The sequence below is a fragment of the Pilosibacter rotomagensis genome (genome assembly GCF_045062245.2).
Taxonomy (GTDB): domain Bacteria; phylum Bacillota; class Clostridia; order Lachnospirales; family Lachnospiraceae; genus Pilosibacter.
The window spans coordinates 1355059-1372683 of sequence record NZ_CM170323.1; the positions used below are offsets into that span (position 1 = coordinate 1355059).

Genomic DNA, 17625 nt, shown 5'->3' on the forward strand with positions numbered 1-17625 from the left:
AAAGAAATTTTCTCTCATGAAAACCGGACTTTTTTGCACTTACAAAAGCCCCATTCCCTGATAGATTTTCTGCTCCTTCAGATATTTCGCGATCGAATTCAAAACAAGCCGCTTGTTTCCACTCCATTCCGGCGCAATGAGCAGAGACTTCGGTCCGTCCCCGCTGATCCTGTGGATCACGGTATCGGGCGGGAGGATTTTCAGACAGTCTCCGATGAGCTCCAGATATTCCGGCAGCTCCATCGTGCGAAAAGCGCCGGAACGGTAGAGAGCTGCGAGATCAGTGCCTTTTAAGACGTGAAGGAGCTGCAGCTTGATCCCGTCCGCATGCAGAGCTCCGAGATATCGGACGGTTTTAAGCATCTGCTCTTTCGATTCTCCAGGGAGCCCGAGGATCACATGGACGATCACGGTGAGGCCCGCAGCTTTTAATCTGCGGTACGCATCCTCAAAGACAGGAAGCTCATATCCCCGGCGGATGAGTTTTGCTGTATCCTCGTGGATCGTCTGCAGTCCAAGCTCCACCCATACCGGTTTTTTCCTGTTTAATTCTGCCAATAATTTCACCGTCCCATCCGGCAGACAGTCCGGTCTTGTCCCGATGGAAAGACCGCAGATCTCCGGGAAAGAGACAGCCTCAGTGAAAAGCTGTTCCAGATAAGGGAGCGGAGCATATGTGTTCGTGTAAGACTGGAAGTAGGCGATGTAGGAATTGTCATTTCCGGATATCTTGCGTCTAACACGGGTTTTTGCGAGATCCATCTGTTCCTTAAGGGAAGAGGTGCGTTTTTCCGCGAAATCCCCGGATCCTCCGGCGCTGCAGAAGATACAGCCGCCTGTGCCGAGTGTTCCGTCGCGGTTCGGGCATGTCATGCCGCCGTCTAAGGAGATCTTATAGATTTTTTTTCCAAATTGCTTCTTTAATTCATAGTCGAGAGAGTGGTACGGTTTTCCGCCCCAGTCGGTTTGCAACATATATAAAATCCTTTCTGATTCATGTTCATTTAAGTTGAATGCGCGTGAGGCCTGACGCATGAGTCGGACCAGCGTGAGCGGCTTGCTCACCGCCTGAAAGATATGGAAGCTTATCACGACGAAGATAAAGTTTTCCTTGCAACACATATAAGAAGTATTATATAATAATAGAAAGTTTCTTTTCAATCGGATTTTGCTGCATTTCACTGGAACATACCGTAAAAAAGAAAATTTTTCATGAAGAAAAGCGAAAAAAAGAATTTGTTATCGCGACAGTCGCCAAGGTCTCGCGCAAGCGCGAACTTTGGCTCGTTGTTAGCGTAAACAAAATATCCGCAGAGCGGATCGAAAAGGAGATTGGGGTTATGGATAGAGAAGCTGCAAAAAAAGCATTACAGAGCGAGAAAGCGTCCGGATTTTTTAAGGAGATGTACGGAACCGGCGCCGCTGAGAATGAGAAGCGCTATGAGCATGTTCTCGAGGAATTCGGACAGGCGTTTGGGGAGAAGAATGTAAGCATGTTTACCTCCGCAGGCCGTACCGAGATCAGTGGAAACCATACGGACCACAACAACGGAAAGGTCCTGGCCGGAAGTATCAATCTGGACTGCGTAGCCTGTGCGGCAGCTAACGGAACCGACGAGATCCACATTATCAGTGAGACATACAACCAGAAATTCACGATCAATATCAATAACTTAAAGCCGAGCGACAAGATGGCGGGGACTATCGATCTGACAAAAGGAATGCTGGCAGGTTTCCAGGAGATGGGATATCAGATCGGCGGATTCGATGCCTACATTACGAGCAACGTGATCAGCTCCGCCGGGGTCAGCTCCTCCGCATCCTATGAGATGCTGATCTGCTCCATGATCAACGAATTCTTTAATGACGGCAAAGTGGACGTTGTTACATATGCCCATGTCGGCAAATATGCGGAGAACAAATACTGGAACAAGGGATCAGGACTTCTCGACCAGATGGCATGTGCGGTCGGCGGCATGATCACGATCGACTTCAAGAACCCGTTAAAACCGGCCGTTGAGAAGATCGATTATGATTTCGGCGCGCAGGATCACAGTCTGATCATCGTCCAGACAGGAAAGGGACATGCAGACTTGAGTGAAGAGTATTCCTCAATCCCGAATGAGATGAAACGCGTGGCAGCCGTGTTCGGCAAAGAGTTCTGCGCGGACATCACGGAAAAAGAAGTGATCGACAACGCAGAAAAAGTGAGAAAAGAGGCGGGCGACCGCGCATTTTTACGTGCACTCCACTTCTTTGAGGAGAACAAGCGCGTGGAGAAAGAAGTAAAGGCTTTAAAGGAGAACCGCTTCGACGAATTCCTGGATCTGATCACGGAATCCGGAAATTCCTCCTGGAAATGGCTCCAGAACTGTTATGTTCCGGGCTCTGAGGAGCAGGGGATCACATCCGCGCTGGCTCTCACGGAGTTATTTATCAAGGAGAAAGGCTGCGGCGCATGCCGTGTTCACGGAGGCGGATTCGCAGGCGTTATCATGGCGATGCTGCCGAACCGTGTGGCTGATGAGTACATCACCTATATCGAAAAGGCCATGGGACCGGGAAGTGCATACCGCATGAGCATCCGCCCGTATGGCGCTGTCTGCGTGGACGGATATATCGCATGATGAAAATGCTGAAAAACAGGAAGAAACGGGTGTGTGCGGGAATGGCGGCTCTTCTTGCCGCGTCCTGCGTGCTGTCCGCATGTTCGAAGAAGGAGTCTGATGCTCAGGAGACACGGAAACTCATTATGGGGACTTTCACTGAGGACAGCGTGATGGACCGGGCCGGAAAAGCCGTGGCGGCGACCATCAGCAACACAGTTCCGGGGATCTATGTGGAGACATGGCCGTCGAAAGGCGCCTATGTGAGTATGGATCATCTGTTTGACGGAACGTATGATCTGGTGATCGTTCCGGCGGGGGCGGCTCTGGAGGCATACACGGGAACCGGAGCGTGCGAAGGCGAAAAGAAGGAAAAACTCCGCGCGATCGCGGCCTGTTACCCGATCGTCTCCACCTGGGCATCCCCGAAAGAACTGGGACTTTCTGAGGTACAGGAGTTAAAGGGACATCCGCTCGCGGCCGGAAATGAAGGTTCTGAGACTGCAAAAGTGTCCGGGGAAGTGTTTGACGTTCTGGGGATCAATGAGGAAAATTCCGAGATCTGGTACTACGGGATCAAAGGGGGAGCCGACGGGATCCGCGACCAGTGGGCGGACGGGATCCATGCGTTCACGGAGAGTCCGGTTTCAGCTTATAAGGATCTGGCATCGGAGAACAGGATCCGCTTTTTATCCTATACGGACGAAGAGCTGGATGCGATCCTGGCCGGACACCCGGAGTACAGTAAGATCACGATCCCGGCGGAAACCTACGAAAACCAGGATGAGGAGATCACGACATTTTGCGAGAAAGTCCTGGTCTGTGTCTCTGCGGACATGGACGAGAAACTTGCCCATGAGATCGCCTGGGCGCTGGAGGTCAACGGACCTGTGTATACAGCCGGACAGGATTTCATGCGGGCAATGGATGACAAAGAATTCCGTGCACTGGATCTCCCGGTCCCGCTTCATGACGGGGCTCGGCGGTACTATGAGGAACAGGGCTATTTTAAATAATGGAAATAAGACCAGGAAAAGGAGGATGTTTTATGCTTTATAAAGAATTGATCGAATTGTTTGATATTCTGGACAGTGCGTCAGCGTCCGGCAGCGAAGTGGTAGAGTATCTGAAAGCCATCAACCCGATGTGCCAGGCGGAGACATATCCATTGGCGGGACCGAACGGTCACACGGACATGGTGCGGATCCTGATCCCCGGGAAGAACGGAAAGTCGAAAGGCGGAAGTGCGGGAACGATCGGGATCCTCGGACGTCTCGGAGGACTTGGCGCGAGACCTGACCAGACAGGATTTGTCTCGGACGGCGACGGTGCACTGACAGCACTCGCAGTAGCTGCAAAACTTCTGAGAATGCAGACAAAAGGCGATTTCCTTGAGGGGGACGTTTTCGTCTCCACGCATGTCTGCCCGGATGCACCGACGGTTCCACATGAACCGGTGCCGTTTATGAACTCCCCGGTGGAGACATGGCAGGTAAATAAGGAGGAGGTGACGGATGACCTGGATGCAGTCCTCGTCGTGGATACCACAAAGGGCAACCGGATCATCAATCACCGCGGTTTTGCGATCTCCCCGACCGTATGTCAGGGATATATCCTGAGGGTCAGCGAAGATCTTCTCGATGTCATGCAGATGACGACCGGAAAGCTGCCCTACGTATTTGCGCTGACGCAGCAGGACATCACGCCGTATGGAAACGGGATCTTCCACCTGAACAGCATCCTGCAGCCTGCGACAGCCACCAAAGCGCCGGTGGTGGGCGTGGCGATCACTACCGAGACCATTGTTGCCGGATGCGCAACAGGATCTATGCACATGGAGGATCTTGACGACGCGGCGCGCTTCATGATCGAGGCGGCGAAGGCGTTCGGAAAAGGAAAACTTGAGTTTCTTGACCGGGAGGAGTTTGAGCGGATCAAGTCTCTCTACGGCAGCATGGAACATTTCCAGACGCTGGGTAAGAATTAAAAATAGGCGAATTCCGGCAGAAAATCCAGATTTTTAAGAAAATTGAAATAAAATTATTATAAATCCCGGTGGAAAAAATTTGACAGGCTCCGCCGGGATTGTTACAATTACGGGTAGAGTAAAAAAGAGGTAAATGATGTGACGGTAAAAGGATGAAGCCGTTACGAAAAGATATGAAAACCGTCCATGGGGCGGATGATGGAGAACATACATGTCAGACAGAGAAATGATGGAAGAAACAGAAAAGGAAGATCCGGTGAGCGTGGAGAACGCAGCGCAGGAGGATCAGATTACGGAAGTTCCGGCAGATGAAACTGTCGGGCAGAACGCGGAGCAGCCGTCAGGCGGCAATACGGCGGAACAGTCTCCTCAGATGCAGACGGAGTCTGTACCACAGGAAGCGGATCAGCAGCCGGATGATACTGCAGCGCAGGGACAGGAAACGGAGCCGGAGAATGAAAAATCTGAGACTCTGGGAGCGGATCAGGCAGAAACTGCTGAAGCAGAGCATGAGCCGGTACATAGGACACGTTCGGAACGAAGTTCAGGAACTCACAGAAGCAGACAGCCTGAACGCCCGAAGAAGGATCATCAGGCGAGCCAGCGCGACAATATCCTGAGACTTCGCGAGATCAAGAAGAAAAAAGCGGCGATGCCGTATATGAAGATCCTGGCAGCAGGCGGTACGGCTGTTGCGATCGTTGCAGTTGTCGCAGTCGCGGGAACCATGATCAAAAACCATAAAGACACGTTTGGCGGCATGAAGGTCGAGGCGGCAGCGGCTTCTTTGGAGACGACCGAGGCGGTATCCGAGAGCGGAGAAGAGAAAAATATCGTTCTCGAGACAACGCTTTCCGCCGAGGAGATCGAATCAAAAGAATTCGAAAAGACGGTTCAGAGTATCGTGGACAGCTATGCAAATCTCGGTATCGCGGAGGTTTCCGGATATCTGAACGTCAGAAAGACGCCGGAGAGCTTCGGAGAGGTTGTCGGAAAACTTCCGAAAGGCGGTGCCTGCGAGATCCTGGATACTTCGACAGAAGGATGGTATAAGATCTCATCCGGCGGTGTGACGGGATATGTGAGTTCCCAGTATGTCTACACAGGGGATGAGGCGAAGAAACTGGCTGCTGAAAACGTGGCGGAACGCGCCGTGATCGATGCGGATAAGTTAAATGTCCGTTCCGAGCCGAAGGCGGATGCCGACGTGGTGGACCAGGTATTCAAGAATGAGCGATACGACATCAAGAGCCAGCAGGACGGCTGGATCCAGATTTCCGACGGATATATCTCCGCGGATTATGTCACGGTAAAATATGCCCTGGATGAAGCGATCAAGCAGGATATGAGACAGACCGTCTTAAGCCTCTATGATAACCTCGGTGTTTCCAATGTATCGAACTACCTGAACGTCCGTGATAACCCGGATGAGACGAAGGGCAAGATTATCGCGAAGCTGCCGAGCAATGCGGGATGTGATATCCTCGACACATCGACTGCAGGATGGCTGAAGATCCGTTCCGGAAATATCACCGGTTATGTCAAATCCGAGTATATCCTGACCGGACAGCAGGCGAAAGATAAAGCTCTCCAGGTTGCAAAACTGATGGCGATCTCCAATACGGACGGTGTCAATGTCCGGACGGAGCCGAATACGAACTCTTCGATCTACACACAGATCTCCAACAGTGAGCGATTCCTTGTCGCGGATCAGCAGGACGGCTGGGTCAAGATCGAGATCGATGATCAGGATGCATACCTGTCCAGTGACTACGTGGATGTTAAGTATGGTCTTGAAGAGGCGATCAAGTACACACCGGTTGTTGAAGTTGCGGATACATCTAACAGTAAGAGCAATACGAAGAACAGCACCGGAAAGAGCAGTTCCAGCTCCAAGAGCAGCGGAAAGAAGAGCAGTGCAAATGACGGAGCGGCCGGATCGAAGTCCGGAAGCGTTTCCTCCAAGCGTGCGCAGATCGCGAACTATGCGGTACAGTTCGTCGGAAACCGCTATGTATACGGCGGAACGAGCCTGACAAACGGAACAGACTGCTCCGGATTCACGATGTCCGTCATGGCGAAGTTTGGTGTTTCCCTGCCGCATAACTCCGGTGCACAGTCCGGAAGCGGAAAGTCGATCACATCGAGCCAGATGCGTCCGGGCGACCTTGTATTCTACTCCGGAAGCGGCGGAATCAACCATGTAGCTCTCTACATCGGTAATGGTCAGGTGTGCCATGCGTCCAATGCAAAATCCGGTATCAAGATTTCCACATGGAATTATCGTACACCTGCGAAGATCGTGAACGTATTAGGAGACTAAAAGTTATACGATCAAAAATATAAATCAGAATAAACAGTCCGGTAGAGATACCGGGCTGTTTATCTTAGGCAGATCAGACGGAGACAGACGCTTTGCAAAGGCGCACATGGTCCGGGGACAATGGATCACGCGCAGAGGTTCATGTATATTTAACCGGAAGGAAAACGGGGTGCCTTTTGAGGCAGGAAAGGAAAAAGATGAGAAAACAGAAGCGATTTAAAACATTAAAACCAGTCCTGTGTGCGGGACTGTTCACGCTGTTTGCGATGACAATGCCGATGACCGCTCTTGCGGACACCGTTTATGTGAACGCTTCCAAATTAAACTACAGAAGCCAGCCATCGACAGCTTCCGGAAAGGTGCTTGGAACCTTATCGAGAGGGACCGAGGTTTCAAGAGTAAAAAATAACGGAGAGTGGAGCGAAATCCAGGTGGGAGGTTCCAAAACACCGGTCTATGTGGCAAGCCGTTACCTGACGGTCAGCAAACCGCAGGCGGGAAACGGCTCAACGAGTACGGCAGCCGGAGGTACGGCTGCAGTCTCCGCAGATGGAACCGTGTCGGTCCCGGATTCCTTAAAAGCGTACGTGGACAAGGCATGGCAGGTCGGAATGAACTCCGGTTGGAAATATGCGGATTTTTCGGCGATCAACAGCGGACATGCGGTTTACTATCACAATGGAACAGCAAATAGAAAAAATAAAGTGATCGCCGTGAACGCCGGTCATGGAACATCCGGCGGTGCGAGTGTCAAGACCTACTGTCACCCGGATAAGACTGCGAAGGTGACGAGCGGAACGACATCGGCCGGAGCGACAAAGGCTGTCGCGGTATCCGGCGGAATGACATTTGCGGACGGAACAGCGGAGAGCACGGTGACACTCCGGATGGCACAGATCTTCCGCGACAAGCTTCTCGCGGCGGGATATGATGTCCTGATGATCCGGGACGGAAAGGATGTCCAGCTCGATAATGTGGCGAGAACCGTGATGGCGAATAACACGGCAGACTGCCACATCGCCCTTCACTGGGATTCGACAAAAAAGGACAAAGGCGCCTTCTATATGAGTGTGCCGAATAATGCCGCTTACCGCGCGATGGAGCCGGTAAAATCCCATTGGGAGTCCCACAATAAGCTTGGAGGTGCGCTGGTTTCCGGATTGAAACAGAACGGAGTGAAGATCTTTTCTTCCGGCTCCATGGAGATGGATCTGACCCAGACTTCCTACTCTACGATCCCGAGTATCGATATTGAGCTTGGAGACGGAGCTTCCGTCCATGATGACGCGACGTTGGGCAAACTGGCAGACGGACTTGTGGCAGGGGTGAACAGCTTTTTTGTTCCATAGAAAATTCCGATGGAACAAAAATAACAGAGGTGATAACAAAAACACCATCCGGAAAACGGATGGTGTTTTTTATGGACCTGATCGGATTCGAACCGACGACCCCCACAATGCGAATGTGGTGCGCTCCCAACTGCGCTACAAGCCCCTTTATGAAATTGTGAGATGTCTGAAATCTCTCAACGGTCTTATTATCGCACCGAAGGAAGATTATGTCAAGAATTTTTGATGGAAAGTCAGAAAAATTCTTCATGTAAAAATTCTGTATCTGTCTGTTTCTACCCTGGATTCCGCTGCTGAAAGGAACTTTACAAAAGAAAAAGGAATCGAACATATGGTTGTCTGCAAGGCGGAAATGTGGTAGAATACGGGATAGGATCGAAAGATATGATACAAGGGGAGGGGAGCATATGATACTGATCGTATGTGTGGATGACCATAACGGGATGATGTTCAATCACCGCAGACAGAGCCAGGACCGGATCCTGCGCGGGGATATCCTGGAGCTGACAGAAGGAAAAATCCTGTGGATGGATGCCTATAGTAAAAAGCAGTTCGTGGAAGAAGGGATGACGCAGATCCGTGTGGAGGAAGATTTCCTGCAGAAAGCGGGCGAAGGTGAATTCTGCTTTGCGGAAGATGCGGATCTTTCCGGGGAGGAAGAGCGGATACAGGAAATCTATCTGTACCGGTGGAACCGGGATTACCCTGCGGATGTGTATTTCCCGGTCGATCTTTCAGGATGGAACTGTGTAGAAACGAAAGAGTTTGCCGGTTCGTCCCATGAAAAGATCACGAGAGAACGTTATGTGAGGTAAATCTTTCAGAGGGAAGAACGGAATAGAATCATGACATCGGAGGAAAATGACAGATGAGGAAAAATTTAAGAAAATGGCTGCTCGGCGTGATCGCCGCGGTATCACTCGCGGTAACTGCCTGCCAGGGCGCGGATGTCGCGTCGGGAGCAGGCGCGGCGGCTGATATTGCACAGGCAGCAGGAAATATTCTGGGAGATCTTGCGGAATCAAAAGCATCCGGAGCAGGCAGTGATCAGTCAGGAAAAAGCAATTCCGGCTCATCGAAAACGAGCGGAAGTTCCGGAACCTTCCAGTTATCGGATATTCCGGAATATTCCGGATCACCGCATGTTGCGGTCAATGGAAATGTTCCGTATTTTTCGGAGAGCGATCTCACGGATGTCTCCTTTGAGAGCTACAGTGACCTCGATGCGCTGGGACGATGCGGCGTGGCATACGCTTCGGTAAGTACGGATACGATGCCGACGGAAAAACGCGGCTCGATCGGGGAGGTCAAGCCGACGGGCTGGCACAATAAGAAGTATGACTTCGTGGATGGAAAATATGTGTATAACCGCTGCCATCTGATCGGATACCAGCTGACGGCGGAGAATGCAAATGAGAAGAACCTGATCACCGGAACAAGATATCTGAATGTTCAGGGAATGCTGCCGTTCGAAAACCTGACAGCCGACTATGTAAAAGAAACCGGGAACCATGTGCTCTACCGGGTGACGCCGATCTTTGAGGGAGACAATCTCCTGGCCTCCGGCGTTCTGATGGAAGCGGAGTCGGTGGAGGACGATGGAGACGGTGTCCTGTTCTGTGTTTATGTCTATAATGTCCAGCCGGGCGTTGCGATCGACTATGCGACCGGGGATAACTGGCTGGCGGAAGATGGAGGCGCCGGAAGCGCAGCTGCTGCAGGCAGCGGGAATAGCAGCGCTTCCGAAAATGGCGCAAATACTTCTTCGGGCGGAAAGAACACGTCCGCGGGCAGTTCCGGCAGTACAGTTTCGAAAACATCTGATTCGGAGAGCGGTACTTACATCCTCAATACAAAGACCATGAAGTTCCACCGCCCGGATTGTACCTCTGTCGAGAAGATCAAGGCGGAAAATAAGGAAGAGTATACGGGAAAACGGTCGAAATTGATCGAAGAGGGATATGAGGCTTGTAAGAGTTGTAAGCCGTAGGAGATAAAAGAATATCGGGAGAATGACGAACTGGTTTTGTGTGCAGAGAATGTACATAAAACCAGTTTTTTGTTTACCAGAAAATTCCGATGGAACTTCCCGGTAAACAAAAAGGTACTGCGTGCCTAAGATACGCACTCGCGTGAAGATGAATGGTGTTGCAAGTGATTACGCGTGATACGAAATGTCTACGAGTATAAGTATTGTGTTAATGAGAAAATTTCCCATATAAATGATATTGAAAATCATTCTCATATAATCTATTGAGAAAACACCATTGAATTGCTATAATGTGCTAGCATTCAAATTGAATTGAACATACGAGGAGGATAAAAGGTGAAAGGTATTCGAAAAAATGGATTCAAGGGAGTGGCGGTAGCCGCTGCATTATCTATGACGATGACGACCATGGTGTCTCCGGCAGCGACTGCGATCCCGACAGGAAGATGGGAGCAGTCGATGCAGACAGGAGCATGGAAATACAGAAGTGTTACAGGTGAATATGCCGCAGACCAGTGGCTTTTTGAGAACGGGAAATGGTATCGCTTCGACAAAGACGGAAATATGATCACCGGATGGTATCAGAATCCGGTGACAAAGGACTGGTACTATCTGTGGGCGAACGGAAGTATGGCAACCGGCTGGGTTCCGGTTGGTGGCCGCTGGTATTATCTGAGTGCGTCCGGTGAAATGGCACATGACGGTACGACACCGGATGGCTACAAGGTAAATGCGAACGGTGCTTGGGTTGATGCAAACGGAAAAGAGTATGATGCACCGGGTGGTGAGCAGAAGACATCCGGAAAAAGATCCGGTGGAAGTGATGGATCTTCGGACAGCGATTCAGGAAGCAGTTCCGGCGGGAATTCCTCCAACAGTGGAAATACAGGCAACAATGGAAGCAGTTCTGAAAATGGCGGAAGCACCGATATCGGTGGGGACAATTCAGGTAATAACGGAAGCACGGACAATAGTGGAAATAATTCCGGAAACAACGGAAACGCAGGCGATAGCGGAAACAATTCCGGAAATAATGAAAATACAGGGGACAATGGAAACAATTCCGGCAGCAATGAAAAACCGGGAGACAGCGGAAATGATTCCGGAAATGAGGAAACTCCGGAGACAAAAACTCTTGTTGTAGAGAGCCAGACAAAGCTGGTGGATCTCGGATGGAGCCAGTATGTGACGGTTGCGTTTGCAAAAGGCTACTCCCTGGATGACTGCACACTCACAGTCGATGGAACCGATGTGACATCTGCGTTCACAAAAGTAGATCGTGACGGAACCATTGCAAAATGGGAGATTACAAACTTAAACCCGGCGGTTCTTGCCGTGACAGGAAAAGATGGAGAAACACAGATCATCCGTCTGAGCGAAAATGAGAATCCGGAAGCACCGGAAGTTCGCGAAAATACAGCACCGGCTGCCTTTCTGGCACATGGATCTGTATATGTGTGGGATTATAATCTTGATAACTATGATGAGAACGGAAATATCAGACGGAAACCGGAGACAACGACCTTTGATCTCGGAGAGGAAAAGAGCGGGATCCGTTACTATGCACCGGCAGCAGAGCTGACAGAGGACAAGAGTAATCTGTATGGCGTCGGCGGACAGGCTGTCGTAATGTTTAACTATACGGAAGAGGTGGACAAACAGTGGTTTGATGAGATCACAAAAGTAGCACTGGTATCTGGAAAGGGTTACAACAATACGATCAACGGTGATCTCCGATATGAGAAGAAGCTGGGGGAGCATTACGGAAATACGGTTGGACAGATCATTGTACCGCTTGGCCAGTCGAATTTCTACTCGAACGGTTCTTATTACCTGCGCATCACCTCCGGCGGAAAGAATACACTGATACCGATCGAGGTTGTAAACGGAACGGCTCCGAGCATGGTCTTAAAAGAGGCTGGAGCGATTACAAGCGGAAAGAATATTCACTTTGAAGTGAAGAACATGACTTATGGAATCGAGATTCCGGTCAGCAAGGTGGAACTTACAGATCCGCATGGAAATACGACCGAACTGGAGAAGATCCGTGACTGGTATCTGATCGGAAACACGTTTGTCCTTTACAATGATGAGAATGCAGAAAACGGACGCAACAATATTCCAGAAGCAGGAAAATATACGATCACTGTACATTCTACCGGATTTAAGGATATGAGCTACACATTTACCGTGAGCACAGGTGCAGCTGCGCAGAACAGTGTAGTTACAGAAGATATCTATGGAATTGATGCGATGTCCAGCGCATCCATCAGCGGCGGAAGCACAAGTGGAAGCGGAAATGCAGCAGAAGGCGGAAGCACGACGATGTCCGCAGACCTGATGTTCGATGCGGATCTGCTCACGAACGCACTTCTCCTTCAGAATATCGGAGTGAAAAATGAATCTGCCCAGGCAATCGCGGATCGTTGGAATTACGATATGAGCGGTTGGGATGCGGTGATCGGGGAAGATGGGACAACATTCTATTCCTTTGCAGAATACCGTGATGCAGTTGAGAAAGCGAAAAATGAGAACGGGGAATATTTAAGCTTTGCAGACTATATTGCAGATGAGAGCGCAGCAGAAACCCTGAATCGCCCGTATGCGGTAAAATATGTGCTTGAAGATAATCGCCTCGGTGGGACGATGATGAGCGGATCCTATCTTGGAAAGACTGCACCAAAGCTTGTTCTGGTCGATGAGAATGGCGATCAGGTCAATGAAATTTCGGAAGGACAGGATGTCCGGATCATGTCGGATGACACCGCGTACTTACAGAATGTTGTTGAAAACGGAAAAATCTATCTGAATGGCAATTCCTATCAGGCGGTTGATCAGGGGCTTTACAGACTGGAAGACAATATTCTTGTTCTTGACAGCTCACTCTTTGCAGTCGATAAAGACAATAAAGTGACCATCAAAGTTGACGGGTATGAGGATAAAGTATTCAATATTGCGATTGCAAAGGATCTCAAAGATGTAGCACTGGAAGCTGGCGGTGATTTCAAGACCGGAGCAGAAGTGACGATCACCAACACGGTGGATGAGACCGGTGATATCTGGAAGAATCTCCAGAGCATTGTGCTTACAAGACCGGACGGAACGAAAAAGACACTTTCTCCGGATGGACAGGAGAGCCTTTTCAAAAAGATCGGATATACGATCAATGGAGCAAGCCTGTTACTCGGAAAAGATCTCTTTGAAGAGGCTGGCGAGTACAGTGTGGAGATCTCGGCGCAGTATTATGGCGTGGAGACGGTTGAGTTTGAGATCACAAAGAAAGAGGAAGAAAAAGGAGACGATGATGGTCGGTTAAAAGAGGCTCCGACTGTAAGTGACACAGATTATTTCTTTGGCAGTTATACGATTGCAGTGGGAATGGGAAATGATGATTGGATGAAGGCAATCACAGGTGTCACAGTAAATGGAGAAACATACGAAAAAGGATATTATAGGGATAATACATACTCGTTGTCAACGACAGATGGAAAGATTTCTCTTGATAAAGCCGGATTCACAGAAAACGAGAATGTTGTTGTAATCAGTGCGGAAGGATATGAAGATCTGGAAGTAATTCTCGATCAGAAGGGAAATCTCGTAGAGAAAGCACCGGAGGAGTCAGAGGAAAAGTCTGCTCCACTTGTGGGTGACACAGACTATTTCTTTGGCAGCTATACGATTACAGTGGGAATGGGAAATGATGATTGGATGAAGGCAATCACAGGTGTCACGGTAAACGGAGAAGCATACGAAAAAGGATATTATAGAGATAATACATATTCTTTGGCCACGACAGACGGAAAGATTTCCCTTGATAAAGCTGGATTTACAGAAAATGAGAATGTTGTTGTAATCAGCGCAGAAGGATATGAAGATCTGGAAGTAGTACTGGATAAAAATGGCAAACAGGTCATCGAGAAAGCATCTACTATGGCAATCGAACTTCCGGAAATGATCGTGAATACAGAACCTATTGAGGAAGAGAAGCCGGCTGTTTCGGAAGAGATTTCCGGGAAAGACTCTGAACTTTCTGAAAAGGAAATTTCCGGTGAGGAGATTAAGGAGGAAGACAGCAAAGAAAGCACCGAAGACGCAGAAGATGTCGAAAACTCCGGAGATGCAGAAGAGGCGGAAACAGAAAACAAAACAGAAACAGCAGCAGAGTCTGAGCCGAACACAGAGGATGCAGCAGAAGAAAATGTACTGGAAGAGGCAGCAGAGCTGTAAAGAAAATACTCAGATACGGGTAGAAAAAAAGCCTGCTGGATGAAAAAAGAACGGTCTGTCCGTTTTCCTCAATGAAAAGATAGTTCTCTTCACTTTCGTACCCGGCATCTGCAACGACTTCTGAATACTTAAATCCCAGGTGATTCTCCATGTCTTTCAAAAACGGGATCAGGGTACGTGTATCGGTAGGGTGCGGGCTGATATCGATCCATGTGATGTATTCGGAATCCACTCCATGCTGAATGTTATAAGCAGGCTTTAACTGTCCATTCAGCATCGCGTCCTCTTTCATTCTCATGAAGGTTGCGTCAGGGTCTGTTTTGGAATAGCTGTTTCTATCCCCAAGCGTATACAGCTTTTTTGTATATTCCTTTAGTTTCTCCAGATATTGATCCAGCTGTTCCAGAGATTTCTGTAATTGTGTTTTTCTACGCCCGATTCCATGTACAAACACAATTCCCTCCTGCACTTTTATGCGGCACAACTGCTTCTTTAACCGTTTTAATGTGTGGATGGATATCCGGTCATGGTATACGGTCCTGATTCCATAGAGTTCTTCGCATTCAGCCACAAAAGAAGATAGTTTTGTGTATAACCGGGCCTGATTTTTCGTAATAGCCCGTTTCCATACAAAGGTATATTTATTGGCTGCAGACTCGATCTTGGTGCCATCAATAAAAATGGTCTTTCCTGAGATCTCACCAAGAAGATAGAGCAGATCTGACATTTGGGCAAGCAGTACCTTTGCACAAGCCGAAAAATGCAGGGAGATAAAACGCGCGATCGTTGCATGGTCAGGAGCCGGCATTCCTTCCAGGAGGTACATAAAGTTGATATCCCGTTTGCATGCCTTTTGGATATCCCTGCTTGAGTAGATTCGATTCATTGCTGCATAGATGACGAGTTTCAGCATCTGACGCGGCGTTGCCTGATTTTTTCTGATCCTGCTGTAAGTTTTATACAGTTCAGAAAGGTCCATTTCCTCCACAAAGGCACTTACCAGACGAACCGGATCATCAGATGGAATAGAAATCTCTAAATCCAGCGGAAGTTTGATTTGATAATACAGAGAAAAAGAGGTATAATCTCTCTGTATTATTTTGTTTAGTCGCATAAACTGATTATACCACGAACGCCGGGCTTTTCGAAGCTCGGCGTTTTGTGTTGGGAATATGAAATGAGCTGCCGCACGTTAGTGCGACAGCCCCTTCTTTTTTATAACAAATGCCGGAGCATGTCATGATCCAAACAGATAAGACTTTTGATCTTTAACTGAGTCAGGGACATCCTTTGCTTCTGCTGCGTAAAGGAATAAGCAAATACTGAAGGCTGACTGCGAATATTCTTTGACAACAGTGACACAGATTTTCGCTTTACCAGAACAGGAGTGTAAATTTACTTCGCTTGATAATGCTTCCGTCTCCGCGCCTTCGTATACTCCTTCAGTACATGAAAACATGTCTCGATCTCCTCATCGGAACAGGTTTCGCGGAGATAGTCGAGCGTCTGTCCAAAGACGTTCATATCGTATTCGGTGTGGGCACTGTGAAGCTGGATCCCCTGTTCGGTGGCATGGTAGAGCTGCTTTTTGTTATTACCGGGTTCGGTCGTCCAGGAGATCAGACCTTTCTGTTCCATGCGTTTTAACATCTGGGAGATCGCCGGCTTGGTGCGGTCCCATTCGCGGGAGAGCTCGGTGACTGTTTTTCCCGGATGATCGATGATATATTTTAACATATGGACTTCCACGGAGGTGTATTTTGTCCCGGTCCCATAGTCGATCGGGAGATTGGAGGCCATGTAGAGCATGGAGGCCTGGTGGAGGATATCTGCCATCTCGGCAGTCCGGTTCGGTTTTTCGGTCATATTGTGTGTCTGTCCTTCATCTTAATTTGCGCATTACATCAATCTATGCTATCATTACTATATCAAAAAAGAATGCAAAATTCTATATGAAGTTTTACGACAGCTGTTGCTTTCGTTACTTTTTGCGGGTGGGAATTTTCAGAACTGAAAATTCCGTATAATACCGTTGTGGTCGCGAATTTTGCCGATTCGGAATGCGAAGCATTGGCAAAATCCCGTTGAAACGTATGGACAGCCAGAAGAACGTGGCTTCATTGGGATTGACAAATCATGCCATATGGAATAAGATACAAAAAGAAGTTAATAAGCTTAACAAAAATAGCAAACATATAAATTCCGGTCAGAGATACATTTGACCATACAACTTATGGATTGGAGGAACAGGGAATATGAAGATCACAAAAGTATGGGCGGTTTATTTCAGCCCGACAGGAAACGCGAAAAAGGTCGTCACAACGATGGCGAAGCGGGCGGCAGAGTGCCTGGGTGTGCCGATGGGAACGGTTGACTTTACACTTCCGGAAAACAGGGAAGGTGTTGTAAGTTTTGATAAGGAAGACCTTGCATTCTTCAGCACTCCGGTCTATGCGGGCCGTATCCCGAACAAGATGCTCCCGTATGTGCAGACTGCGTTTGAGGGAAACGGGGCGCTTGCGGTAGCGGTTTCTGTGTTCGGAAACAGAAATTTTGACAATGGTCTGATCGAGCTCCGGAATGAGCTTGAGGCACACGGCTTCCATACAGTTGCGGGAGCAGGAATTCCGACGGAACATGTTTTCAGCAGCAAGCTTGCAACGGGACGTCCGGATGCGGATGATCTTGTGAAGATCGCAGAGTTTGGTGAGAAGGTGGCAGAAAAGGTTTCTGGATTGACTGAGATCCCGGAAAAGATCGCGGTCCGCGGAGATGATCCGGTCGGGGCATATTATACACCGCTTGGAACTGATGGAAAACCGGCGGTATTCTTAAAGGCAAAACCGAAGACGGACCCGGAGAAGTGCACGAAATGCGGAATCTGCGCGACTGTCTGTCCGATGGGATCGATCCCGAAGGACGCGCCGGATACCTGTACCGGAATCTGCATCAAGTGCCAGGCCTGCATCAAGGCATGTCCGACCGGAGCAAAATATTTTGATGATGCAGCATTCTTATCCCATGTGGAGATGTTGAAACAGAATTATACGAGACGCGCGGAGGCGGAGTGGTTTATCTGAGAAAAAAGGTGAAAATACATTCAAATTTTTATGAAGAGTATTTGCACTGCATATCAATATCGG

Annotated in this window: 11 protein-coding genes, 1 tRNA gene and 1 pseudogene; 9 read left to right on the forward strand and 4 right to left on the reverse strand. The window is 49.0% G+C overall.

Annotated elements, in window-relative coordinates; genetic code table 11:
* Window positions 1–39: 39 nt before the first annotated feature.
* Complete coding sequence (gene mnmL, locus ACI3EW_RS06060; protein ID WP_405579793.1) at window positions 40–975, reverse strand: tRNA modification radical SAM protein MnmL/YtqA; 936 nt, start codon at window positions 973–975, stop codon at window positions 40–42.
* A gap of 365 nt (window positions 976–1340) precedes the next feature.
* Here mnmL and ACI3EW_RS06065 point away from each other — a divergent pair, with 365 nt between their 5' ends.
* From ACI3EW_RS06065 to ACI3EW_RS06085, 5 genes are all read left to right on the forward strand, one after another.
* Complete coding sequence (locus tag ACI3EW_RS06065) at window positions 1341–2627, forward strand: galactokinase (protein WP_329751527.1); 1287 nt, start codon at window positions 1341–1343, stop codon at window positions 2625–2627.
* Complete coding sequence (locus ACI3EW_RS06070) at window positions 2624–3622, forward strand: TAXI family TRAP transporter solute-binding subunit (RefSeq protein ID WP_405579797.1); 999 nt, start codon at window positions 2624–2626, stop codon at window positions 3620–3622. Before ACI3EW_RS06065 ends, ACI3EW_RS06070 begins: the two co-directional genes overlap by 4 nt.
* 32 nt (window positions 3623–3654) lie before the next feature.
* Window positions 3655–4593, forward strand: a complete 939-nt coding sequence (locus ACI3EW_RS06075; protein ID WP_118529587.1) for a DUF1177 domain-containing protein — start codon at window positions 3655–3657, stop codon at window positions 4591–4593.
* Window positions 4594–4804: 211 nt separating this feature from the next.
* Window positions 4805–6916: a C40 family peptidase gene (locus tag ACI3EW_RS06080; RefSeq protein WP_485663324.1), complete on the forward strand. Its 2112-nt coding sequence runs from the start codon at window positions 4805–4807 to the stop codon at window positions 6914–6916.
* Window positions 6917–7113: 197 nt separating this feature from the next.
* Entirely contained in the window at window positions 7114–8265 is a 1152-nt protein-coding gene (locus tag ACI3EW_RS06085) for an N-acetylmuramoyl-L-alanine amidase family protein (protein ID WP_243022209.1), read from the forward strand.
* Window positions 8266–8337: 72 nt separating this feature from the next.
* On the opposite strand, the gene ACI3EW_RS06090 is transcribed toward ACI3EW_RS06085, so the two are convergent.
* A tRNA-Ala gene (locus ACI3EW_RS06090) sits at window positions 8338–8410 on the reverse strand.
* A 262-nt stretch (window positions 8411–8672) separates the two neighbouring features.
* Here ACI3EW_RS06090 and ACI3EW_RS06095 point away from each other — a divergent pair.
* The 3 genes from ACI3EW_RS06095 to ACI3EW_RS06105 all read left to right on the forward strand — a co-directional run bounded on the left by ACI3EW_RS06095 (window position 8673) and on the right by ACI3EW_RS06105 (window position 14482).
* Complete coding sequence (locus tag ACI3EW_RS06095; protein WP_118529588.1) at window positions 8673–9080, forward strand: ribonuclease Z; 408 nt, start codon at window positions 8673–8675, stop codon at window positions 9078–9080.
* 53 nt (window positions 9081–9133) lie between these two features.
* The gene (locus ACI3EW_RS06100) at window positions 9134–10255 is read left to right on the forward strand and encodes a DNA/RNA non-specific endonuclease (RefSeq protein WP_118529589.1); all 1122 of its coding nucleotides are present in this window, start codon (window positions 9134–9136) and stop codon (window positions 10253–10255) included.
* Window positions 10256–10591: 336 nt separating this feature from the next.
* Complete coding sequence (locus ACI3EW_RS06105; RefSeq protein WP_118529590.1) at window positions 10592–14482, forward strand: DUF1533 domain-containing protein; 3891 nt, start codon at window positions 10592–10594, stop codon at window positions 14480–14482.
* Window positions 14483–14537: 55 nt separating this feature from the next.
* Here the strand turns inward: ACI3EW_RS06105 and ACI3EW_RS06110 are convergent.
* Window positions 14538–15596 (reverse strand): annotated as a pseudogene (locus ACI3EW_RS06110) (transposase); the annotation flags it as partial.
* A gap of 281 nt (window positions 15597–15877) precedes the next feature.
* Complete coding sequence (locus tag ACI3EW_RS06115) at window positions 15878–16348, reverse strand: MarR family transcriptional regulator (RefSeq protein WP_118531894.1); 471 nt, start codon at window positions 16346–16348, stop codon at window positions 15878–15880.
* Between the two features lie 389 nt (window positions 16349–16737).
* On the opposite strand from ACI3EW_RS06115, the gene ACI3EW_RS06120 reads away from it, so the two are divergent.
* Window positions 16738–17562, forward strand: a complete 825-nt coding sequence (locus ACI3EW_RS06120) for an EFR1 family ferrodoxin (protein WP_118320803.1) — start codon at window positions 16738–16740, stop codon at window positions 17560–17562.
* Window positions 17563–17625: the final 63 nt, after the last annotated feature.